At 68.2% G+C, this 19,445-nt stretch carries 16 protein-coding genes; 10 read left to right on the top strand and 6 right to left on the bottom strand.

Annotated features, from left to right (window positions below; genetic code table 11):
* Positions 1–17: 17 nt before the first annotated feature.
* The 3 genes from ctaD to KUD94_RS01685 form a co-directional block, all read right to left on the bottom strand.
* Complete coding sequence (gene ctaD, locus KUD94_RS01695; RefSeq protein ID WP_218238193.1) at positions 18–1,655, bottom strand: cytochrome c oxidase subunit I; 1,638 nt, start codon at positions 1,653–1,655, stop codon at positions 18–20.
* Positions 1,656–1,689: 34 nt separating this feature from the next.
* Positions 1,690–2,853, bottom strand: a complete 1,164-nt coding sequence (gene coxB / locus KUD94_RS01690) for a cytochrome c oxidase subunit II (RefSeq protein ID WP_218238192.1) — start codon at positions 2,851–2,853, stop codon at positions 1,690–1,692.
* Positions 2,854–3,177: 324 nt separating this feature from the next.
* Positions 3,178–4,101 (bottom strand): class I SAM-dependent methyltransferase, encoded by a 924-nt coding sequence (locus tag KUD94_RS01685; RefSeq protein WP_218238191.1) that lies wholly within the window; start codon positions 4,099–4,101, stop codon positions 3,178–3,180.
* Positions 4,102–4,136: 35 nt separating this feature from the next.
* Here KUD94_RS01685 and KUD94_RS01680 point away from each other — a divergent pair, with 35 nt between their 5' ends.
* On the top strand, positions 4,137–4,844 hold the full coding sequence (locus KUD94_RS01680; protein WP_218238190.1) for a ComF family protein: 708 nt from the start codon (positions 4,137–4,139) through the stop codon (positions 4,842–4,844).
* A gap of 31 nt (positions 4,845–4,875) precedes the next feature.
* Positions 4,876–5,358, top strand: coding sequence for a tRNA (uridine(34)/cytosine(34)/5-carboxymethylaminomethyluridine(34)-2'-O)-methyltransferase TrmL (gene trmL, locus KUD94_RS01675; RefSeq protein WP_218238189.1), 483 nt, complete (start codon positions 4,876–4,878; stop codon positions 5,356–5,358).
* An 8-nt stretch (positions 5,359–5,366) separates the two neighbouring features.
* Here the strand turns inward: trmL and KUD94_RS01670 are convergent, their stop codons facing one another.
* Positions 5,367–5,987 (bottom strand): ParA family protein, encoded by a 621-nt coding sequence (locus KUD94_RS01670; RefSeq protein ID WP_218238188.1) that lies wholly within the window; start codon positions 5,985–5,987, stop codon positions 5,367–5,369.
* A gap of 233 nt (positions 5,988–6,220) precedes the next feature.
* On the opposite strand from KUD94_RS01670, the gene kefC reads away from it, so the two are divergent.
* Complete coding sequence (kefC, locus tag KUD94_RS01665; RefSeq protein WP_218238187.1) at positions 6,221–8,089, top strand: glutathione-regulated potassium-efflux system protein KefC; 1,869 nt, start codon at positions 6,221–6,223, stop codon at positions 8,087–8,089.
* A 14-nt stretch (positions 8,090–8,103) separates the two neighbouring features.
* Here kefC and KUD94_RS01660 read toward each other — a convergent pair whose 3' ends face one another.
* Positions 8,104–8,946, bottom strand: coding sequence for a fumarylacetoacetate hydrolase family protein (locus tag KUD94_RS01660; RefSeq protein WP_218238186.1), 843 nt, complete (start codon positions 8,944–8,946; stop codon positions 8,104–8,106).
* Between the two features lie 67 nt (positions 8,947–9,013).
* Between KUD94_RS01660 and KUD94_RS01655 the strand changes: the two genes are divergently transcribed.
* The gene (locus tag KUD94_RS01655) at positions 9,014–9,448 is read left to right on the top strand and encodes a DUF1841 family protein (protein WP_218238185.1); all 435 of its coding nucleotides are present in this window, start codon (positions 9,014–9,016) and stop codon (positions 9,446–9,448) included.
* Positions 9,449–9,513: 65 nt separating this feature from the next.
* Here the strand turns inward: KUD94_RS01655 and KUD94_RS01650 are convergent, their stop codons facing one another.
* Positions 9,514–10,176, bottom strand: coding sequence for a cytochrome c (locus tag KUD94_RS01650; RefSeq protein WP_218238184.1), 663 nt, complete (start codon positions 10,174–10,176; stop codon positions 9,514–9,516).
* 101 nt (positions 10,177–10,277) lie between these two features.
* On the opposite strand from KUD94_RS01650, the gene KUD94_RS01645 reads away from it, so the two are divergent.
* The 6 genes from KUD94_RS01645 (at position 10,278) to KUD94_RS01620 (ending at position 19,366) form a co-directional block, all read left to right on the top strand.
* Positions 10,278–11,120, top strand: coding sequence for a MoxR family ATPase (locus tag KUD94_RS01645; RefSeq protein WP_218238183.1), 843 nt, complete (start codon positions 10,278–10,280; stop codon positions 11,118–11,120).
* Between the two features lie 13 nt (positions 11,121–11,133).
* Entirely contained in the window at positions 11,134–11,373 is a 240-nt protein-coding gene (locus KUD94_RS01640; protein ID WP_218238182.1) for a hypothetical protein, read from the top strand.
* 3 nt (positions 11,374–11,376) lie between these two features.
* The gene (locus KUD94_RS01635) at positions 11,377–11,976 is read left to right on the top strand and encodes a GNAT family N-acetyltransferase (protein ID WP_218238181.1); all 600 of its coding nucleotides are present in this window, start codon (positions 11,377–11,379) and stop codon (positions 11,974–11,976) included.
* 21 nt (positions 11,977–11,997) lie between these two features.
* The gene (locus KUD94_RS01630; protein WP_218238180.1) at positions 11,998–13,185 is read left to right on the top strand and encodes a VWA domain-containing protein; all 1,188 of its coding nucleotides are present in this window, start codon (positions 11,998–12,000) and stop codon (positions 13,183–13,185) included.
* A 158-nt stretch (positions 13,186–13,343) separates the two neighbouring features.
* Complete coding sequence (locus tag KUD94_RS01625; protein ID WP_218238179.1) at positions 13,344–15,218, top strand: autotransporter assembly complex family protein; 1,875 nt, start codon at positions 13,344–13,346, stop codon at positions 15,216–15,218.
* Between the two features lie 314 nt (positions 15,219–15,532).
* The gene (locus tag KUD94_RS01620) at positions 15,533–19,366 is read left to right on the top strand and encodes a translocation/assembly module TamB domain-containing protein (protein ID WP_218238178.1); all 3,834 of its coding nucleotides are present in this window, start codon (positions 15,533–15,535) and stop codon (positions 19,364–19,366) included.
* The last annotated feature ends 79 nt before the right edge of the window (positions 19,367–19,445 follow it).

Below are 19,445 nucleotides of genomic sequence, written 5' to 3'. Positions count from 1 at the left end.
GCTGTGCCCTTGCACCCTCAGCCGACGATGCGCGTGGCGCTCGCGTCGAGCTTGGGTGGCGTGGTGAAGGAATGGAAGGGCGCCGGCGAAGGCAGTTCCCACTCCAGGCCATAGACCGCACCTTCCCAGGGACGCTGGGGCGCCTTCTCGCCCTTGCCGCGCATCAGCGGCACCACGACGGCAAGGAAGAAGTACACCTGGGCCAGGCCAAAGAAGAAGGCGCCGATGGAAGCGATCATGTTGAAGTCAGCGAACTGCATCGGGTAGTCGGCATAGCGGCGCGGCATGCCGGCAAGCCCCAGGAAGTGCATGGGGAAGAAGGCGACGTTGAAGGAGATCATGGACCACCAGAAGTGGATCTTGCCGCGCGTCTCGTTGTACATGTAGCCGGTCCACTTGGGCGACCAGTAGTAGAAGGCGCCGTAGATCGCGAACAGCGAACCCGCCACCAGCACATAGTGGAAGTGGGCAATGATGTAGTAGGTGTCCTGGATCTGGGTGTCCACCGGCACCACCGCGGGAATCACGCCGGTGAAGCCGCCGATGGTGAACACGAAGATGAAGCCCACCGCCCAGAGCATGGGGGTCTCGAAGGTCATCGAGCCGCGCCACATCGTGGCGGTCCAGTTGAACACCTTCACGCCCGTCGGAATCGCGATCAGCATGGTGCCGTACATGAAGAACAGCTGACCCGTGACCGGCATGCCCACGGTGAACATGTGGTGCGCCCAGACGATCATCGACAGCGTGGCGATGGCCGCGATCGCATACACCATGGAGGTGTAGCCGAACAGGCGCTTGCGCGCGAAGGCCGGGATGATTTCGCTGATCATGCCGAAGGCCGGCAGGATCATGATGTAGACCTCGGGGTGGCCGAAGAACCAGAAGATGTGCTGCATCATGACCGGATCACCGCCGCCGGCGGCGACGAAGAAGTTGGTGCCGAAGTGGCGGTCGGTCAGCGTCATGGTGAGCACGCCGGCGAACACGGGCATCACCGCCAGCAGCAGGTAGGCGGTGATCAGCCAGCCCCAGCAGAACATCGGCATCTGCATGAGCTTCATGCCCGGCGCGCGCATGTTCAGGATGGTCACGATGATGTTGATCGCCCCCATGATGGACGAAGCGCCCATGATGTGCAGCGAGAAGATGGCGTAATCCAGCGACATCGGCATCTGCAGCGACAGCGGCGCATACAGCGTCCAGCCGCCGGCGGGCGCGCCGCCCGGCATGAAGAAGGTGGCCGACAGAATCAGACCGGCGGGCACCAGCAGCCAGAAGCTGAAGTTGTTCATGCGCGCAAACGCCATGTCCGAGGCGCCGATCTGCAGCGGAATCATCCAGTTGGCGAAGCCGACGAAGGCCGGCATGATGGCGCCGAACACCATGATGAGGCCGTGCATCGTGGTGAAGGAGTTGAACATCTCCGGATTCACGATCTGCAGGCCCGGCTGGAACAGCTCGGCGCGAATCAGCATGGCCAGCGTGCCTCCCACCATCAGCATGGTGAAGGAGAACAGCAGGTACATCGTGCCGATGTCCTTGTGGTTGGTGGCAAACACCCAGCGACGCCAGCCCGTAGGCATGTGGTGGTGGTCGTCGTGCCCCTGCGCGAGGCCGCCCACCTGGCCGTGATTGTCCAAAACTGCACTCATGCTCGACTCCTCGTTACGCGTTGTGCATCAGCACTCATTTGGCTCGCTGGGCCACGATTTCGGAAGGCTGAACCACCTGGCCGGTCTTGTTGGACCAAGCGTTCTTGGTATAGGTGACGACTGCCGCCAGGTCGGTGTCGCTCAGCGCATTCCAGGGCGGCATGGCGCCGTTGGCCGCGCCGTGCAGCACGATCTGGATCTGCTTGGCGTGGTCGTCGCTCTTGACGATGGCCGAACCATCGAGCGCCTTGATCGCCCCGCCACCCTGGCCATTGGGCTGATGGCAGGCGGCGCAATTGGCCGCATACACCTTGGCGCCGCGCTCTGCCAGCGGCGCCAGTTCCCAGACCTTGTTCGGATCGTCCAGCAAGGCCGCGGCCTTCTTGTGCTGCTCATCCACCCACTTGGTGTAGTCCTCGCCCGAGACCACCTTCACGTGGATCGGCATGTAGGCGTGCTCCTTGCCGCAGAGCTCGGCGCACTGACCGTAGTAGTCACCGATCTTTTCCGCGCGAAACCAGGTGTCACGCACGAAGCCGGGAATCGCATCCTGCTTGACCCCGAAGGAGGGCACGAACCAGGAGTGGATCACGTCGTTGGCGGTAGTGATCACGCGCACCTTCTTGTTGACCGGCACCACCACGGGGTTGTCCACCTTGAGCAGGTAGTCGTCCCCCTTGGGCGTTCCGGCGCTGGACAGGGCGCGCTGCTCGGGGTCGATGGTGGAGAGAAAGCCTATGCCCTCGCCTTCGCCCGCAAGGTAGTCGTAGCCCCACTTCCACTGGTAGCCGGTGGCCTTGATCGTGATGTCGGGGTTGGTAGTGTCCTTCTGGGCCACGATGACCTTGGTGGCCGGTGCCGCCATGCCGATCACGATCAGGAAGGGCACGACCGTCCAGGTCACTTCGACCAGGGTGGATTCATGGAAATTGGCCGACTGGGCGCCGCGCGACTTGCGGTGGTTGATCACCGAATAGAACATCACGCCGAATACGCCGATGAAGATCAGCGTGCAGATGATCAGAAGCATCCAGTGCAGATCGCTTTGCGCCTCGGCGATCTTGGTGACCGGCGGGTGCAGATTGAGCTGGTTGACCGCCGGTCCGCCGGGAAGGTCCTGGACCGCTTGGGCGGTACTTGCCAGCCAGGCGCCACACACGAGCAAGGGCGCAGCCAGCCGGTTGGAAATGCTTCTCATAGTTCTCCCACTTCTCTGCAAAGCACGTTCAGCATGGGCCACAGCCCATGCACCACGGGCGGCAAGCGCCCGCATCACGGAAGATGCGGACCGCCCCGAATGCTGTGTACGACGAAAGGTTTGCGCCGCAGCGCGGCGGCGCACATGCATGATTCTTGACACGTTCAATGTCCATCCGGGCCACGCTGTGTGGCACCTTGTCTCCGTTTGCGGCGGCTCCCGAGCGCGGGTTTCACACGCCAGGCGGACGCTGCAGTCGGCGCTGGGCGGGCTCACACCGACAGGCAGGGCCAACGTTTCTTGTCAGTCGAAAATTCTAACCACTTATGCGTCAGGGTGTTGCTTGACAAGCGGATTGGCACCCATCTGCGCGAGGTACTCTGCCTTGGTCTTGGTCCAGGAGCGCTGCTCGCGCGGAGCGCGCGCTGCCGGCTTGAACGCGTGCCCGTAGATGATTTCGAAAGTCAGAGCCAGGCGCCCCTCGTTCTTCGCGTCCGGCAGGTGCTCGGCAATGGCGCGCTCGAGCTCGCGCTTCCATCGACGCCCGCGCAATGCGGCAAAGCGCTCGGGATGCAGATTGCGCCCCAGCCCGCGCAGCTCCTGCAGCAGGCGTTCGGGGCTGGCAAAGGTCAGGATGATGCGCTCCATGTCCATCACCGGTTCGGCAAAGCCGGCGGCGGCGAGCATGTCACCCCAGTCGTGCATGTCGGTGAAGCTGTGGCCGGGCTGCGGCCAACCCAGGCGCGCATACAGCGCCCTGAGCTCTTGCACGGTGTCCGGCCCAAGACAGGAGAACATCAGGAAGCCATCGGGCGCGAGCGCCTGATGCCATTGGGCGACGAGCGCCTGGGGCTGCGCGCTCATGTGCAGCGCCATGTTCGCCCAGACCATCTGCATGCTCGCCGGCGCGGGCTCGGCAAAGTGCTGGCGCGGGCCGAGCCAGCGTGCGGCGCTCCACCACGCGGGCTCCAGGGCGCGGCGCGCCACCGCCCGCGCGGCTGCGCTGGAAGTCTCGTGGATCCATTGCGGCGCGCGCGGCAGACCGGCGGCAACCGTCGCATGCGCCTGCAGGCCGCCGCGCACCGGGTCCCAATGGCACCAGTTGTCCGGCGGGCGCACGATCCAGCTGAGCCGCTCTTGCATGCGGCGCGCGACTTCCTCGTGCAGCCAAGGCGAAGGCTCGGACGCCAGGGCATGCCAGCGGGCCGCAGCGGCGGGGTCTATCGAGGGTGGGGCTTTTTCCGGCATGGCGTCCTGCAAACCCGCGCGAGTATATTGAGCCCATGCTCTTCACGCGGCTGTTGGGGACATCGCTGGCCTGGGCCGGGCGGCTGCCCAGCCGCTGCGTCGTCTGCCACGCCTGGCCGGCGCAGCGCATCTGCAGCGGCTGCGCGAGCGCCCTCGCGCAGCCGCGCCGGCGCTGCCCTCGCTGCGCCCTGCCGCTGCCCGATGGCGTCCAGGTATGCGGGCACTGCCTGCGCGAGCCTTCGGGGCTTGATGCCTGCGTTGCGGTAGTGGACTACGGCTGGCCCTGGTCTGGCCTGGTCACTCAACTCAAGTTCCACGGCGCACCCGGCGTGGCGCTGGCGCTGGCCGAGCTGATGCGCAGCCGCCCCGATGCGCGCGAGATGCTTGGCGCCTGCGACGCCCTCGTGCCGCTGCCCCTGGCGCCGCAGCGGCTGCGCGAACGCGGCTACAACCAGGCGCAGTTGCTGGCACGCGCGCTCGCGCGCGGCAAGCTGCAGGTGCACTGGCTCGCGCGCTCGCGCGACACCACGGCCCAGACGGAGCTGGACCGGCGCGCGCGCCTGCGCAACCTCCAGGGCGCATTCAGGCTGACACCGGCGGCGCTGGCACGACTGCCGGGGCAGCGCGTGCTGCTGGTCGACGACGTGATGACGACCGGCGCGAGTCTGCATGCGGCCGCCGATGTGCTGCGCGCTGGCGGCGCCCTCAGCGTGGGCGCGCTGGTGTTTGCGCGCACGCCCTGAGGCTGCGCACGAGCGCGCGACAATCGCGCCCATGTTCCACGTCGTCCTGGTCGAGCCGGAGATACCGCCCAACACGGGCAACGTGATTCGCCTGGTGGCCAACACGGGCTGCCGCCTGCATCTGGTCGAGCCCCTGGGTTTCTCCATGCAAGACAGGCTGCTGCGCCGCGCCGGGCTGGACTACCACGAGTGGGCCGAGGTGCGGCGCCACGCCAGTTGGCAGGCGCTGCTCGCCGAGGAACAGCCGCCGGCGCAGCGCATGTTCGCGCTGACCACACAGGGGCGGCGCGCGGCCCACGAAGTTGCCTTTCAGCCAGGCGACTGGCTGGTGTTCGGCTCGGAAACGCGCGGCCTCGCGCCTTGGCTGCGTGAGCGCTTTGCGCCCGAGCAGCAACTGCGCCTGCCGATGCGGCCCGATCAGCGCAGCCTGAACCTGTCCAACGCGGTAGCCGTCACGGTGTTCGAAGCCTGGCGGCAAAACGGCTTTGCCGGCGCCGCCGACGGCCCGCGCTGAAAGCGGACTCAGACCGCGTCCAGCCAGCGGCACAGCGGCCGCCACTGCTCCAGATCGCGCGCCACGCGCCCGGGCGCAACGTCAAACAGCGTCAGCCCATGGGCCGCCAGGTGCACGTAGTTCTGGGTATTGCGCAACTGGCCGAGCACCGGCAGGCCCAGCGTGGCCACGAACTCCTGCAGCTGATCGGCCGCGTGGGTGCGCGGGTCCACCCGCATGCAGACTATGCCTATGCGCTCGGGCTGGCCTGCGTGCATCTCGTGCAGCTCGTCAAGAAATTGGCGCGTGGCAAAAATGTCGAAGACGCTCGCTTGCAGCGGCACGACGACGCGGTCGGCCTTGCGCAGCACGTCATTGAGGCGCCAGCCTTGCAGACCGGCCGGGGTGTCGAGCACTGCGCTCTGTGCTTCGCGTGGCGGGCGGCCGAGCCAGTCGGGGCTCGCTTCCCACAGCGTGATCGGGCGCGCGGCCGCGGGGCGCTGCTGCAGCCACCAGCGTGCCGACTGCTGGCCGTCGATGTCGCCCAGGGCCACGTCCAGACCGCGGCTTGCGTAGTAGCCGGCGATGTTCGTGGCCAGCGTGGACTTGCCTACCCCGCCCTTGGGGTTCGCTACCGCAATCAACGCCATGGTCCACCTCTCAACTTCTGCAACAAATCAGCCTCAAACGCTTGCCGGACAAGCGCTGCGTGCTATGAATCTTGCATTGCACGGCGGCATGGCGGCGCCCATCGGCTGCGGCTACTCTAACGCAGCAGCGCCGGCGCACCCGCCGGTCAACGCGCTTGCCGCAAAATCGCTTCTGTCTGCATGGCGCCCGCGCGCCGCCCGTCCTGCCCAGCACCCACGCTCCTACCCTCACCATGGCACAAGCGCCCGTCTGGCTCACCTACGGCTTCACCTATCTGGCGGCCGCGGTGATTGCCGTGCCGCTCACGCGCGCGCTGGGTCTGGGCGCCATCGTTGGCTATCTGGTCGCGGGCATTGCCATAGGCCCATGGGGCATGGCGCTGGTGAGCAACGTGCAAGACATCCTGCACTTTGCCGAATTCGGCGTGGTGCTGATGTTGTTCCTGATCGGCCTTGAGCTGCAGCCCAGCCGACTGTGGAGCATGCGCCGGCCCATCTTCGGCCTGGGCGGCGCGCAGATGCTCTCCTGCACGCTGCTGCTGGGCGCGGCGGCCTGGCTCTGGGGCTTGCCCTGGCGCACCGGGCTGGTGGCGGCGCTGGGGCTGGCGCTGTCGTCTACCGCAATCGCCCTGCAGATCTTGGCCGAGCGCAACCTGATCCGCAGCGAGGGCGGGCAGCACGCGTTTTCCATCCTGCTGTTTCAGGACATCGCGGCCATTCCCATCCTGGCGCTGCTGCCGCTGCTGGGCGCAACCGGCAACGCGCTGCCCGGCACCGGCGAGGCGCTGCTGGCCGAGGTGCTCAAGACCCTGGGCGTGGTCTGCGCCATCATCCTGGGCGGGCGGCTGATGCTGCGCCCGGTGCTGCGCTGGGTGGCGCAGAGCAAGACGCCGGAGATCTTCACCGCGACCTCGCTGTTTCTCGTGGTCGGCATCGCCATGCTGATGGTGGTGATGGATTTGTCCATGGCGCTGGGCGCCTTTCTGGCCGGCGTGCTGCTGGCCGACAGCGAATACCGCAGCGAACTGGAAACCGACATCGAGCCCTTCAAGGGGCTGCTGCTGGGCCTGTTCTTCATCGCGGTGGGCATGAGCATCGACGTTGGCGTGCTGCTGGCTTCCCCGCTGAAGATGCTGGCGCTCGTCGCGGGCTTCCTGAGCCTGAAGGCGCTGGCGATTTACTTCCTGGCGCGCGCCACCGGCATGCCCGAGCAGGAGCGCCCGGTGTTCACGCTGCTGCTCACCCAGGGCGGAGAGTTCGCCTTCGTCGTGTTCCAGACGGCGATGAACTTCCAGGCCCTGCCCTCGGACATCGGCTCCATGCTGATCGCGGCGGTCACCTTGTCCATGCTGCTGGGGCCGCTGCTGCTGGTGCCCATGGACCGTGCGCTGCAACGCCACTACGCGCAGATCAACCCGCACCAGGGCGCGCCGGACGCGGCCCTGGTCGAGCCGCAGCGCGCGCCCGTCATCATCGCGGGCTTCGGGCGCTACGGCCAGATCGTGGCGCGCGTGATGCTGGCCCAGGGTGTACCGACCACGGTGCTGGACCACAGCGTGGAAATGCTCGAGGTCGCGCGCACCTTCGGCTACCGGGTGTTCTTCGGCGATGCGACGCGCGCGCGCCTGCTGCGCAAGGCCGGCGCCGAACATGCGCGCGTGCTGATGGTGGCGGTCGATACGCCGCAGCAGTCGATCAAGATCGTGCAGGTGGCGCGCAAGCACTTTCCCCAGTTGCAGATCGTGGCGCGCGCACGCGACATCTCGCACTGGCATGCGCTGCGCGATCTGGGCGTGACGCTGGTCGAGCGCGAGCTGTTCGAATCCAGCCTGCACAGCGCCAAGGCGGTGCTGCAATGCATGGGTCTGGGCGAGATGGAATCGCGCCACACGGTGGAGCGCTTTCGCGCCTACAACCTGGAGCTGGCCGAGCGGCTGTACCCGCACCACAAGGACCGCGAGCGCTTCGTCGCCGCGGCCAAGCAGGGGCGCGAGCAGCTGGTCGAGCAGATGGCGCGCGAGCGCGAGGAGCGCCTGCGCGAGCGCCCGGCCAACGACGCTGCGCCGCCGCCGGCCGAGGAGGACACGCCGGACGCCGCATGAGCAGAGCGCCCGCCTCAAGCAGCAACGATGCGATTGCGCAGCAGCCCCAGACGCTCTATGGCCACCTCGACCACGTCGCCCGGCTGCATGTAGCGCGTCGGCGTGCGGCCCATGCCGACCCCGGCCGGCGTGCCGGAAAAGACGATGTCACCCGGCTCCAGCGTCATCGCCTCGCTCACGCTGGCAATGAGGGTGGCCACGTCAAAGATCATGTCGCGGGTGTTGGCCGACTGCATGGCCTGCCCGTTGAGCCAGGTCTCTATCTTGAGGCCGGCGCCGCCAGGCGGCAGCGCATCGGCCGTGACCACCCACGGCCCCCAGGGGCCGGTGCCGTCCACGTTCTTTCCCAGCGTCCATTGCGGCGAGCGGAACTGGAACTCGCGCACCGAAATGTCGTTGCCCACCGCATAGCCGAACACGTGGCCGAGCGCCGCCTCGCGCGGGATGCGCCGCCCGCCGGTGCCTATCACCACCACCATCTCGCCTTCAAAGTCCAGGCTGTCGTCACCGGGCGGGCGGTGCACCGCGCTCTCGTGCGCCGCCAGGCTGCTCGCGCAGCGCATGAAGAGCGTGGGGTGCGCGGGCTGCTCCATGCGGCTTTCCCGGGTGTGGTCGGCATAGTTGAGCCCCACGCAGACGGCCTTGCCCGGGCGCAGCACCGGCGCGAGGAACTGCAGCGCGGACAGCGCATGCCGCTCACTGGACTGCGTCGCCAGCGCGGCAAAGCCTGCCCTCGTGGTCCCCGCGCGCAGCAGCGCACCGAGGTCTTCGCCGGGCGCGCCAATCAAGGCCGCCTGCGCGTCCTGCACCACGGCGGTGCGGACCTGCCCCTGGATCTGCACACTGGCCAGTTTCATGTCGATCGCTCCGGATAGTCGAATCGGCCAATAATAGATGCACCCCCGCACCCGCAGCGCTTCTTCGATGTTCAATCCCACCCAGGCCGACGTGCGCCGTTTCTTTTGCACCGTCCAGCGCAAACAGCGCGAGGGCGCGCCGCTGGAGGCGATCGAGACCCTGGCCGGGCTGTGGCTGCAGGAACACCCCGAGTACCAGGCAGACTTGAGCGACGAGGCCGCCGCCATCGCCACCAATTACGACGCGCGCCCGGGCCACACCAACCCCTTCCTGCATCTGTCCATGCACTTGTCGATCAGCGAGCAATGCAGCATCGACCAGCCACGCGGCATACGCCAGGCAGTGGAGCTGCTCAGTGCCCGCCTGGGTTCGCTGCACGAAGCCCACCATGCGGCGATGGAGTGCCTGGGCAGCATGCTCTGGGAGGCCCAGCAGAGCGGGCGAGCGCCCGACGGCGACGCCTACCTTGCCTGCGTGCAGCGGCGCGCCACGCGCGACTGAACCAGTCCGCGCGGGCCGAAAAAAAGCCCGCACGGCGGCGGGCTGGTGACTGGCGCGCGCTGGTTTTAGCGAAAGCGCGGCTCGGGCACGATCTGCAACTGGCCGTCGAGCGAGCCTATGTAATTGGCCAGCGCGCGCAGCTCGTTGTTGCTGAACTGGGCGGCGATGCCGCTCATCACGCCGTTGTTGCGCCCGGAGTACGGCCCTTCCTTGGGGTTCTTGTAGCCGCGCAGCGAAACGTAGAGGTAGTCGGGGTGCTGGCCGGCAATCTTGGGGTAGGCGTCGCTGATCGGCTTGGAGAAGTTCTCGCCATGGCATGAGACGCAAGCGCCCTTTTCCAGCAACTGGGCCACTTGCTCGCCGGGCGCCGTCGCGGGCTTCTCGGGCACTTCGATCTGCTTGCCGTCGGCGGCGTAGAACGCACCCAGGTCGGCCATGTCCTGCTCGGTCAGCGTGATGGCGATGCCGCGCATGGTGGGGAACTTGCGCTCGCCCTTCTTGTATTCCTCGAGCGCGGCGCTGATGTAGGCCGCGTTCTGGCCGGAGATCATCGGAACCTTGTAGACCTCGGGAAAGCTCGCCTTGTAGCCGACGATGTTGTGGCAGCCGATGCACATCGCGTTCTTCTGCGCCCCCGCAGTGGCGTCCCCCTTGGCCTCTTGTGCAAAAACGGTAGTGGTCGCCAAAGCGACCACCACGGCCCAACCGAAAGTCAATGCTTTATTCATTTTGCGGACACAATCTGTGGGTTGTCTCTTTTGTTGGCGTGCCAAAGATTATGGCAGCACTCGCCGTTCGCTGCACGTCCGAACCCTACGCAGTTTCCCGCATGAAATTCCAAGGCAGCTCCCACTACGTCGCCACCGCCGACCTGATGCTGGCGGTCAACGCCGCGATCACGCTCGCACGTCCGCTGCTCGTCAAGGGCGAGCCGGGCACCGGCAAGACCATGCTCGCCGAGGAGGTCGCGCAGGCGCTGTCCATGCCGCTGCTGCAGTGGCACATCAAGAGCACCACCAAGGCGCAGCAAGGCCTGTACGAGTACGACGCGGTGAGCCGTCTGCGCGACTCGCAACTCGGTGACGAGCGCGTGAAGGACATAGACAACTACATCGTCAAAGGCGTGCTCTGGCAGGCCTTCACCGCCGAGCAGCCGGTAGCGCTCTTGATCGACGAGATCGACAAGGCCGACATCGAATTCCCGAACGACCTGCTGCGCGAGCTCGACCGCATGGAGTTCTACTGCTACGAGACGCGCGAGATGGTGCGGGCCAAACACCGCCCGCTGGTCTTCATCACCTCGAACAATGAAAAAGAGCTGCCCGACGCGTTTCTGCGCCGCTGCTTCTTTCACTACATCAAGTTCCCCGAGGCCGAGACGATGAAGAAGATCGTCGAGGTGCACTTTCCCGGGCTCAAGGGCGCGCTGCTCGATGCGGCGATGAAGTCCTTCTACGAGGTGCGCGGCCTGCCCGGCCTGAAGAAAAAGCCTTCGACCAGCGAGTTTCTCGACTGGCTGAAACTGCTGCTGGCCGAGGAGATACCGATCGAGGCGCTGCAAAGCCCCGACGCCAAAGTCTCGGTGCCGCCGCTGGTAGGCGCGCTGCTCAAGAACGAGCAGGACGTGAGCCTGTTCGAGAAGCTCGTCTTCATGAACCAGCGCAACCGCTGACTTGCACACAAGCATGCCTGAGCGCTTCGTTCGCCCCCTGGCGCAGGCCACAGGCTTCATCGCCGGGGCGCTGCTCGGCTATGCGCTGGCGCGCGAGCTCGGCATCGACCTGCTGCTGGACCCCTACGGCACGCGCGCCATCGTGGCGATCGCCGCCGTAGGCCTGGGCGGCGGCATCGGCATCGGCGCCGCACGCCACTGGTGTGACGGACACGGTCATGCCGAGCGACCCGACCCCCGCACCGAGGACTGACCCATGAGCTTTGTCCAACCCGTCACCTTGCGCGATCGCGGCCTGCGCCTGGAGCCGCTGGCGCTCGCGCACGAAGCAGGCCTTGCGGCCGCCGCTGCCGATGGCGCGCTCTGGCGCATTCGCGTGACCTCCGTGCCCGAGCCCGCCGACACCCGCGCCTACATCGAAACCGCGCTGGCGGCGCGCGCGGCGGGCAAGCGCTTTGCCTTTGCCGTGATCGACGAGGCCAGCGAGCGCGTGCTGGGCAGCACGAGTTACCACGACATCCTCCCCGCGGTGCGCCGCGTGGAGATTGGCTACACTTGGTATGCCCAGAGCGTGCAGCGCACGCACGTGAACACCAGCTGCAAACTGCTGATGATGGGCCACGCCTTTGACACCCTGGGCTGCCACGTGGTGGGCTGGCGCACCGACAACTACAACTTTGCCAGCCAGCGCGCGATCGAGCGCCTGGGCGCGCGCAAGGACGGCGTGATCCGCGGCCACGCGCTGCGCCGCGACGGCAGCATCCGCGACACCGTGATGTACAGCATGCGCGCCGGTGAATGGCCCGAGGCGCGGGCGCAGTTGCTCTATTTACTGGAGCGCCACACGCACACTTGACGGGCGTTTGAACGACATTCCATGCTGATCGACTTCTTCTACACCCTGCGCGCCGCCAAGCTGCCGGTATCGGTCAAGGAGTTCCTCGCGCTGCTTCAGGCGCTCAAGGCCGGCGTGGTCGGGCCGCTGTCGAGCGATGCGTGGAGCATGGACGATTTCTATCACCTCGCGCGCACCGTGCTGGTCAAGGACGAAAAGCACTACGACAAGTTCGACCGCGCCTTTGCCGCCTACTTTCACGGCGTCGAACTGCTGGCCGACTTCAGCAAGAAGATTCCGGCCGACTGGCTGCGCCAGATGCTCGAGCGCGAACTCACGCCCGAGCAGAAGGCAGCGATCGAAAAGATGGGCTGGGACGAACTGATGCAGACGCTGAAAAAGCGCCTGGAAGAGCAGAAGGAGCGCCACGAGGGCGGCAGCAAGTGGATAGGCACGGGCGGCACCAGCCCGTTTGGCCACGGCGGCTACAACCCGCAGGGCGTGCGCATCGGAGGCAGCGGCAAGAACAAGAGCGCGGTGAAGGTGTGGGAGCAGCGGGCCTACCGCGACTACGACGACACGCAAGAGCTCGGTACGCGCAACATCAAGGTTGCGCTGCGGCGCCTGCGCAAGTTCGCGCGCGAGGGCAATGAGCTCGAGCTGGATCTGCCGGACACCATCCGCAGCACGGCGGCCAATGCCGGCTGGCTGGACATCAAGATGGTGCCCGAGCGCCACAACAACGTGAAAGTGCTGCTGCTCATGGACGTGGGCGGCACCATGGACGAGCACATCCAGCGCGTCGAGGAGCTGTTTTCCGCCGTCAAGGCCGAGTTCAAGCACCTGGAGTTCTATTACTTCCACAACTGCGTCTACGACTACCTGTGGAAGAACAACCGTCGGCGCTTCGCCGAAAAATTCCCCACCTGGGACATCATCCGCAAGTACAACAAGGACTACAAGCTGATCTTCGTGGGCGACGCGACCATGAGCCCCTACGAGATCCTGCAGCCCGGCGGCAGCGTGGAATACAACAACGAGGAAGCCGGCGCCGAATGGCTGCAGCGCCTGACGAACGCGTTTCCGAAATTCGTCTGGATCAATCCCGAGCCGCAAGGGGTGTGGCAGTACCGCCAGAGCATTGCCATCGTCCAGCAGCTCATGGGCCAGCGCATGTTTGCGCTCACGCTCAAGGGCCTGGAAGACGCGATGCGCATGCTCTCCAAGTAGGCTGGCTGGCATCGCCTTCGCGCCGCCCGCACCCGTTCAACGCGGCAGCCGGCGCCGCGCGGCCCCCGTGCTGCTACGCTTGACCTCCCCCGCGCGCCGCACGCCCGGCGCGCCGGGCACGCCGCTTGCCTCGGGCGGCGTTTGCCACAATCTCGACCATGACCCTGCCCTTTTCCACGCCCGCACGCCGCCTGCAAGGGCTGCTCATGCTGGCGTTGGCGCTGCTGCTGGGCGCCTGCAGCCTGATGCCGGGAGCGGCTGCGCCGCAGGACGATGAGGCCGCCGCGCCGCCGCCCACCTTCACCCTGCGGGTCGAGGCCGATGACCCGGCGGCGCAGACCCTGTTGCAAAAGCACCTGGAGCTGCAGCGCTACCTGCTGCTACCCGACCTGACCGCAAGCGAGCTGCAGCGCCTGAGCCTGACGGTGCCCGACAACGCTCGTGAACTGCTGGCCACGCTGGGCTACTTCGAGCCCGAGATCACGCTCAACACCTCCGACAGCGAGCCGCCACAGATCACCGTCAGCGTGCGAACCGGCGCGCAGACGCACATCCGCAGCACGAAGATCAGCCTCAGCAGTCCCGACGGCGACGAAGCGGCGCGCGCACGCCGCGAGCAGCGCCTGCAAAACAGTTTTGCGCTGCAACCGGGCGCCGCCTTCACCCAGCACGACTGGAGCCAGGCCAAGACCGAGGGGCTGCGCAGCCTGCAGCAGCGGCGTTACCCGGTAGCGCGCATTGCCGACAGCCGCGCCGACATCGACGCCGATGCGGCCGAGGCCGAGCTCAGCGTCGATTACGCGAGCGGCCCGGCCTACCGCTTCGGCACGCTGACCATCGAAGGCGGCGAGCGCTACGACAGCACCGGCACCGCGCGCATCGCCCGCCTGCCCACGGGCGAGATCTACAGCGAAAGCGCGCTGCTCGACGCCCAGCAGCGCCTGGCTTCGAGCGGCTATTACGACAGCGTCTTCCTCACGCTCGAAACCGACGAGGCCAAGGCCGAGCCCGGCGATGCGCCCGGCGAAGTGAGCGCGCCGGTGATCGCCCATGTGCGCGAGGCTAAGCTGCAGAAGGCGGTGTTCGGCGTGGGCTTTTCCACCGACAGCGGCGCGCGGCTGTCGCTGGACCACACGCACAACCGCCTGCCCTGGCTGGGCTGGCGCGCGCTCAGCAAGGTGCAGCTGAGCAACAAGCTCAAGAGCCTGTCCAGCGACTGGATGGGCCTGCCCAACGCCGAAGGCTGGCGCTGGAGCGGCGGCGCGCTGCTCAAGCGCGAAACCACCGGCAGCTTCGTCACCGACAGCACCCAGTGGCGCTTTGGCCGCAACCAGAGCAGTGAACACATCGAACGCAGTCAGTGGCTGCAGTACGACCTGAGCCGCAGCCACGGCGAGGACGCCCCGCCCATGGCCGCCACATTCAGCGCCAACTGGGGCTGGACGCTGCAACACCTGAACCGGCCCACGGCCCCCACGCGCGGCTGGGCAGTGGCGGCCGAGCTCGGCGCGGGCACCACGCTGCGCAGCTCGCACGACCCCTTCGTGCGCGCACGCCTGCGCGGCCTGACTTTCATCGGGCTGGGGCGGGTGCAGATGAACGAACACATCAGCCGCAGCAGCCGCATTGCCCTGCGTCTGGAGGGCGGCGCGCTGCTCGCGCGCAAGCAGGCGGCGCTGCCGGCGACACTGCTGTTCCTGACCGGCGGCGACACCAGCGTGCGCGGCTACGCCTGGCAAAGCATAGGCGCGCGTGTGCAGGGCGACCAGATTTATGGCGGGCGCTACATGACGGTGGCCAGCGTCGAATGGCAGCGGCCGATTGCGCTGGCGGGCAACCTCACCGATTTCGAGACCGCCGCCTTCGTCGACATGGGCGCAGTCGGCGATACGCCGGCGCAGATGCGCCCGCGCGTAGGCGTAGGCGCAGGCCTGCGCTGGACCAGCCCGGTGGGGCCGCTGCAGGCCGACCTTGCCTGGGGCGTGCAATCGCGCAAGCTCAGGCTGCACCTGCGCCTGGGCTTCAGCTTCTGAGGCCACAGGCGCGGCCGCCGGGCACACCGGATGCCGGGGAATCTGCAAGAATCCAGGCCATGCACCTGGCCGCCAGCGCGCTTTTTGCTTGCGCGCTCGCCTCCGTAACCGGCGCAGCGGCGCTGGCGGGGCGCAAGGCCAATCCGCCCGCACGCGGCCGGCGCAGCGCCCGCCCTGCGTGTGGCCGGCGGCCTGAGGCCAGGCGCTGAAATTTCTCGTGGCCCCAGGGGCTGCGCTCTCTTGCCTTGACTGCACCCAAGCCCAACCCATCCCCACCCGCTCCCGCAGTGCGGCCGCGGCGGCGCGCCTGGCGCATGCTGGGCCGCGCGCTGGTGGCGTTGGTGCTTCTGCTGCTCACCGCGCTGGCCGCGCTCTGGGGCTGGGCGGGCAGCGAGGGCTCGCTCGCCACCGTACTGCGCCTGGCCACGCGCGAGCTGCCCGCGCCGATGCAGCTCGACGCCAGGGAGGTGCGCGGCACGCTGCTGCATGGCGGGCAGATCGGACAAGTGCATTTCAGCCAACCCGGCCTGGCGCTGCAACTGCAGGGGCTGCGCATCGCCTGGCAGCCGCTGGCGTTGCTGCACGGCGAGCTGCTCGTGACCGAGCTGCACGCGCAGCGCATCGCTCTTGCCCCGCAACCGCGCCCCGACCCGGAGCCTGAAGAGAGCACGCCGCTGCAGCAGGTGGTGCTGCCGCTGCGCATCAGCACGCCGCTGTCGGCCGACGAAATCGTCTGGAGCGCACCGGGCGAAGGCGCGCCGCCTACGATCACCGCACTGCGCGGCCACTACGACTGGGACGGGCGCGAGCATCGGCTGCGCATCGACGAGCTGCACTTTGCCGAGGGCAATTACCAACTGCAGGCCAGCCTGCAGGGCGCCGCACCCATGCAGCTCGAGGCGGCACTGCAGGCCAGTCTGCAAGCCCGGCTGGCGCCCGACGGCGCTCCCGTGGCAGCCAGCGCACAGCTACGGGCCGCTGGCCCGCTGTCCGGGCGCGCTGCGCGCCTGGCCTTGAGCGCCCAGCTCAAGGGTGAAGACGGCAATCCGCTGCAGGCGCAGGCCAGCGCGACCGTGCTGCCCTGGGCCGCGCAGCCGCTGCACGAAGCCAGCGCGCAATTGCAGGCGCTCAACCTCGCGCTGCTCTGGCCGGGCGCGCCGCAGACCGCACTCGCCGGGCAGCTTTCGCTACAACCACAGGAGCAGTTAGCGCAGGCAGGGTGGGCGTTACAGGCCGATTTGACCAATGATTTAGCCGGCCCCTGGGACGCGGGCCGCCTGCCCTTGAGCGCGCTGCAGGCGAGCGCCCGGTTTGACGGCTCGCTGCTCGCGCTGCACAGCGCCCGCCTCGAAGTGGGCAGCGGCCACATCGAGCTGCAGCAGGCGCGCTACGAGCTTGAAAGCGGCAAGCTGCAAGCCAGGCTCGGCGTGCACGCACTGAACCCCGCTCTGCTGCACCGGCAACTGCAAGCCGCGCCGGTGAATGGCGAGATCAGCGCTTCTGGTTCGCTGAAGGACGGCCTGGATCTGCAGGCCAGCCTGAGCGCCGCCGCCGCGCACCAGCGCGACCGCTGGCAGTTTGAGCGCTTGCAGCTCAAGGCCCGCTGGCAGGAAGAAGCGCTGAACGTCTCCACGCTGACGCTGGCCGCGCTGCAGGCCAGGCTGCAGGCGAGCGAGCTCAGGCTCGACCTGGCGGCGCGCGCCGGCAGCGGACAACTCAGCGCCAGTGTGCCCGGCGCCAGCCTGCAATTGCAGGGCGAGCTGGCGCCGCGCCGTGGCAAGGGCGAAATCGAGCTCGCGCTCAAGAGCGCGCAGGCGCTGCAAGAGTGGCTGGGCGCGCTGCCCCTGCCCTTGCCGCTGCCGAGCGAACTGACGCAAGCCCAGTTCAAGGGACAGGGGCAGCTGCAGGCCCAGTGGCAGGGCGGCTGGCAGACGCTGCTGGACGCCGCCCAGGGAAAGAGCGCCGCCGACGCGCCCACGCTCCAGGCCACACTGGAGCTGCCACAACTGGACTACCGCCCCGCCGCTGGCGCCCCGCTGGCGCTGCGCCAACTGCAAGCCCGCCTGGAGGGCACGCCCGCGAACATGGCGCTGAGCCTGGGCGCCAGCGCCAGCCAGGGTCAGGACGAGGCCATGCTCAGCGCCAGCGTGCAACTGCGGGGCAGCGCCGGCGTGCTGGGCCAGGGGCGCTGGCAGGCGCAACTCTCCGAGCTCTCGCTGCAGGCACGCCAGGGCCGGCGCCCGGGACCTTGGCGGCTGCAACTGCAGGCGCCGCTCACGCTCGCGGTGCAAAGTGCGGGCGGGCTCAAGATCGAGACCGGCCCGCTTGCCGCTCGCCTCCAGGGGCCGCAAGCGGGCAGCGCGACGCTGCAGGCCGACCCGGTGCAGTTGAGCCTGCCCTCGGGGGGTGACCAGCCCTCGGCGCTGCGCCTGAGCAGCCACGGCAGCCTGCGCGACTTGCCGCTGGCCTGGGCCAACGCGCTGGACGCCGAGCCCACGCCGCTGCTGCAGCGCCTGGGCCTGGGTGGCGACCTGGTGCTGGCCGCCGACTGGGACGTGCAGATGGGCGAGGCGCTGCAGGCCAGCGTCACGCTGCGGCGCAGCGGCGGCGACCTGCAACTGCCGATCGAAGGCCAGAGCAGCGCCGCCGGCCTGCGCCAGTTGCAGCTGCAAATGCTTGCAGACGAGCGCGAGCTCAAACTGGACGCCGCCTGGGACAGCGAGCGCGCCGGCCAGGCCAGCGCAGAAGCCCGCCTGCCCCTGGAGCGCGTGGGCGGCGCCTGGCGGCTTGCACAGGACGCGCCGCTGTCCGGGAGCGCGCACGCGGCGCTGCCCGACGTGGGCGTGTGGTCCATGTTCGCGCCGCCGGGCTGGCGCGTGCACGGCAGCCTGGGCGCGCAGGTGCAGCTGGCGGGCAGCCTGGGCTCGCCACAACTGAGCGGCACGCTCAGCGCCGACGACTTTGCGGTGCGCTCGGTGATCGACGGCATCGACCTGCGCGACGGGCGGGTGCGCGCCCGCCTGCAGGGCGAGCAGTTGCAGGTCACCGAACTCTTCGTGCGCGGCGGCAGCGGCAGCGGCGCACGCATCCTCGGGCCCAGCGGCAATCTGACGCGCGCGCCCAGCGACGGCGGCAGCCTGCGCGGCAGCGGCCTGATCACCTGGCAGGGCGCGCAGGTGCGCATGGACATGAACGCCGAGGCCGAGGCACTGCAACTGCTAGTGCGCGCCGACCGCCAGTTGAGCTTGTCGGGCAAGCTGCACGCGCAACTGCAGGATGGACAGCTGATGCTCAGCGGTCAGCTCAAGGCGGACCGCGCAAGCATTCTGCTGCCCGACGACAGCGCGCCCAAGCTGAGCGATGACGTGGTGGTGCACGGCGGCGACGCGCCCACGGAGCAGACCGAAGAGGACACCCGGGTCCACGCGGCCAGCGCGCCGGCCATGGACATCGAGCTCGATCTGGGCGACGACTTCGCGGTGCAAGGCCACGGCCTGACCACGCGGCTCAAGGGCCAGCTCAGGATCACCAGCGACGGCAAGAGCGGCCCCATGCCGCGCGTGCTGGGCGAGATCCGCACCGAGCAGGGACGCTACCGCGCCTGGGGCCAGGTGCTGGACGTGGAAACCGGGCTGCTGCGCTTTTCCGGCGCGGCGGACAACCCGCAGCTGGACATCCTGGCGCTGCGCCCGCAGATCAGCGAGCGCGTGGGCGTGCAGGTCAGCGGCAGCGCGCTGGCGCCGCGCGCGCGGCTGTACTCCGACCCCGAGATGCCGGACGCGGAAAAGCTCTCCTGGCTGGTGCTGGGGCGCAGCGCCGCCGCCGGCGGGGCCGAAGCCGCGCTGATGCAGCAGGCGGCGCTGGCCTTGCTCAGCGGCGGGGGCGATCCGGCCGGCGGCGTGGCGCAGCGCCTGGGGCTCGACGAGATCGGCTTTCGCGGCCCCGACGGCGCGAGCGGCCTGAACGGCGCCGCGCTCACGCTGGGCAAGCGCCTCTCGCGCAGGCTTTACGTCGCCTACGAACACAGCCTGGCCGGCGCCATGGGCACGCTCTACATCTTCCTGGACCTGTCGCGCAGCCTGACGCTGCGCGGGCAGACCGGGGCGCAAAGCGCGCTCGACCTGATCTACACCCTGCGCTATGATTGAGGCCAAATTGGCCTGCAACGCTTGACCCACAAGCGCTGGCAGCTATCAATTTTATATAGCCCCGATTTTCCCCGCCACG

The organism is Comamonas sp. NLF-1-9 (assembly GCF_019195435.1).
Classification (GTDB): domain Bacteria; phylum Pseudomonadota; class Gammaproteobacteria; order Burkholderiales; family Burkholderiaceae_C; genus Comamonas_C.
The sequence above is the reverse complement of the archived record's forward strand: the minus strand, read 5'-3'. Positions and strand labels throughout refer to the sequence as shown.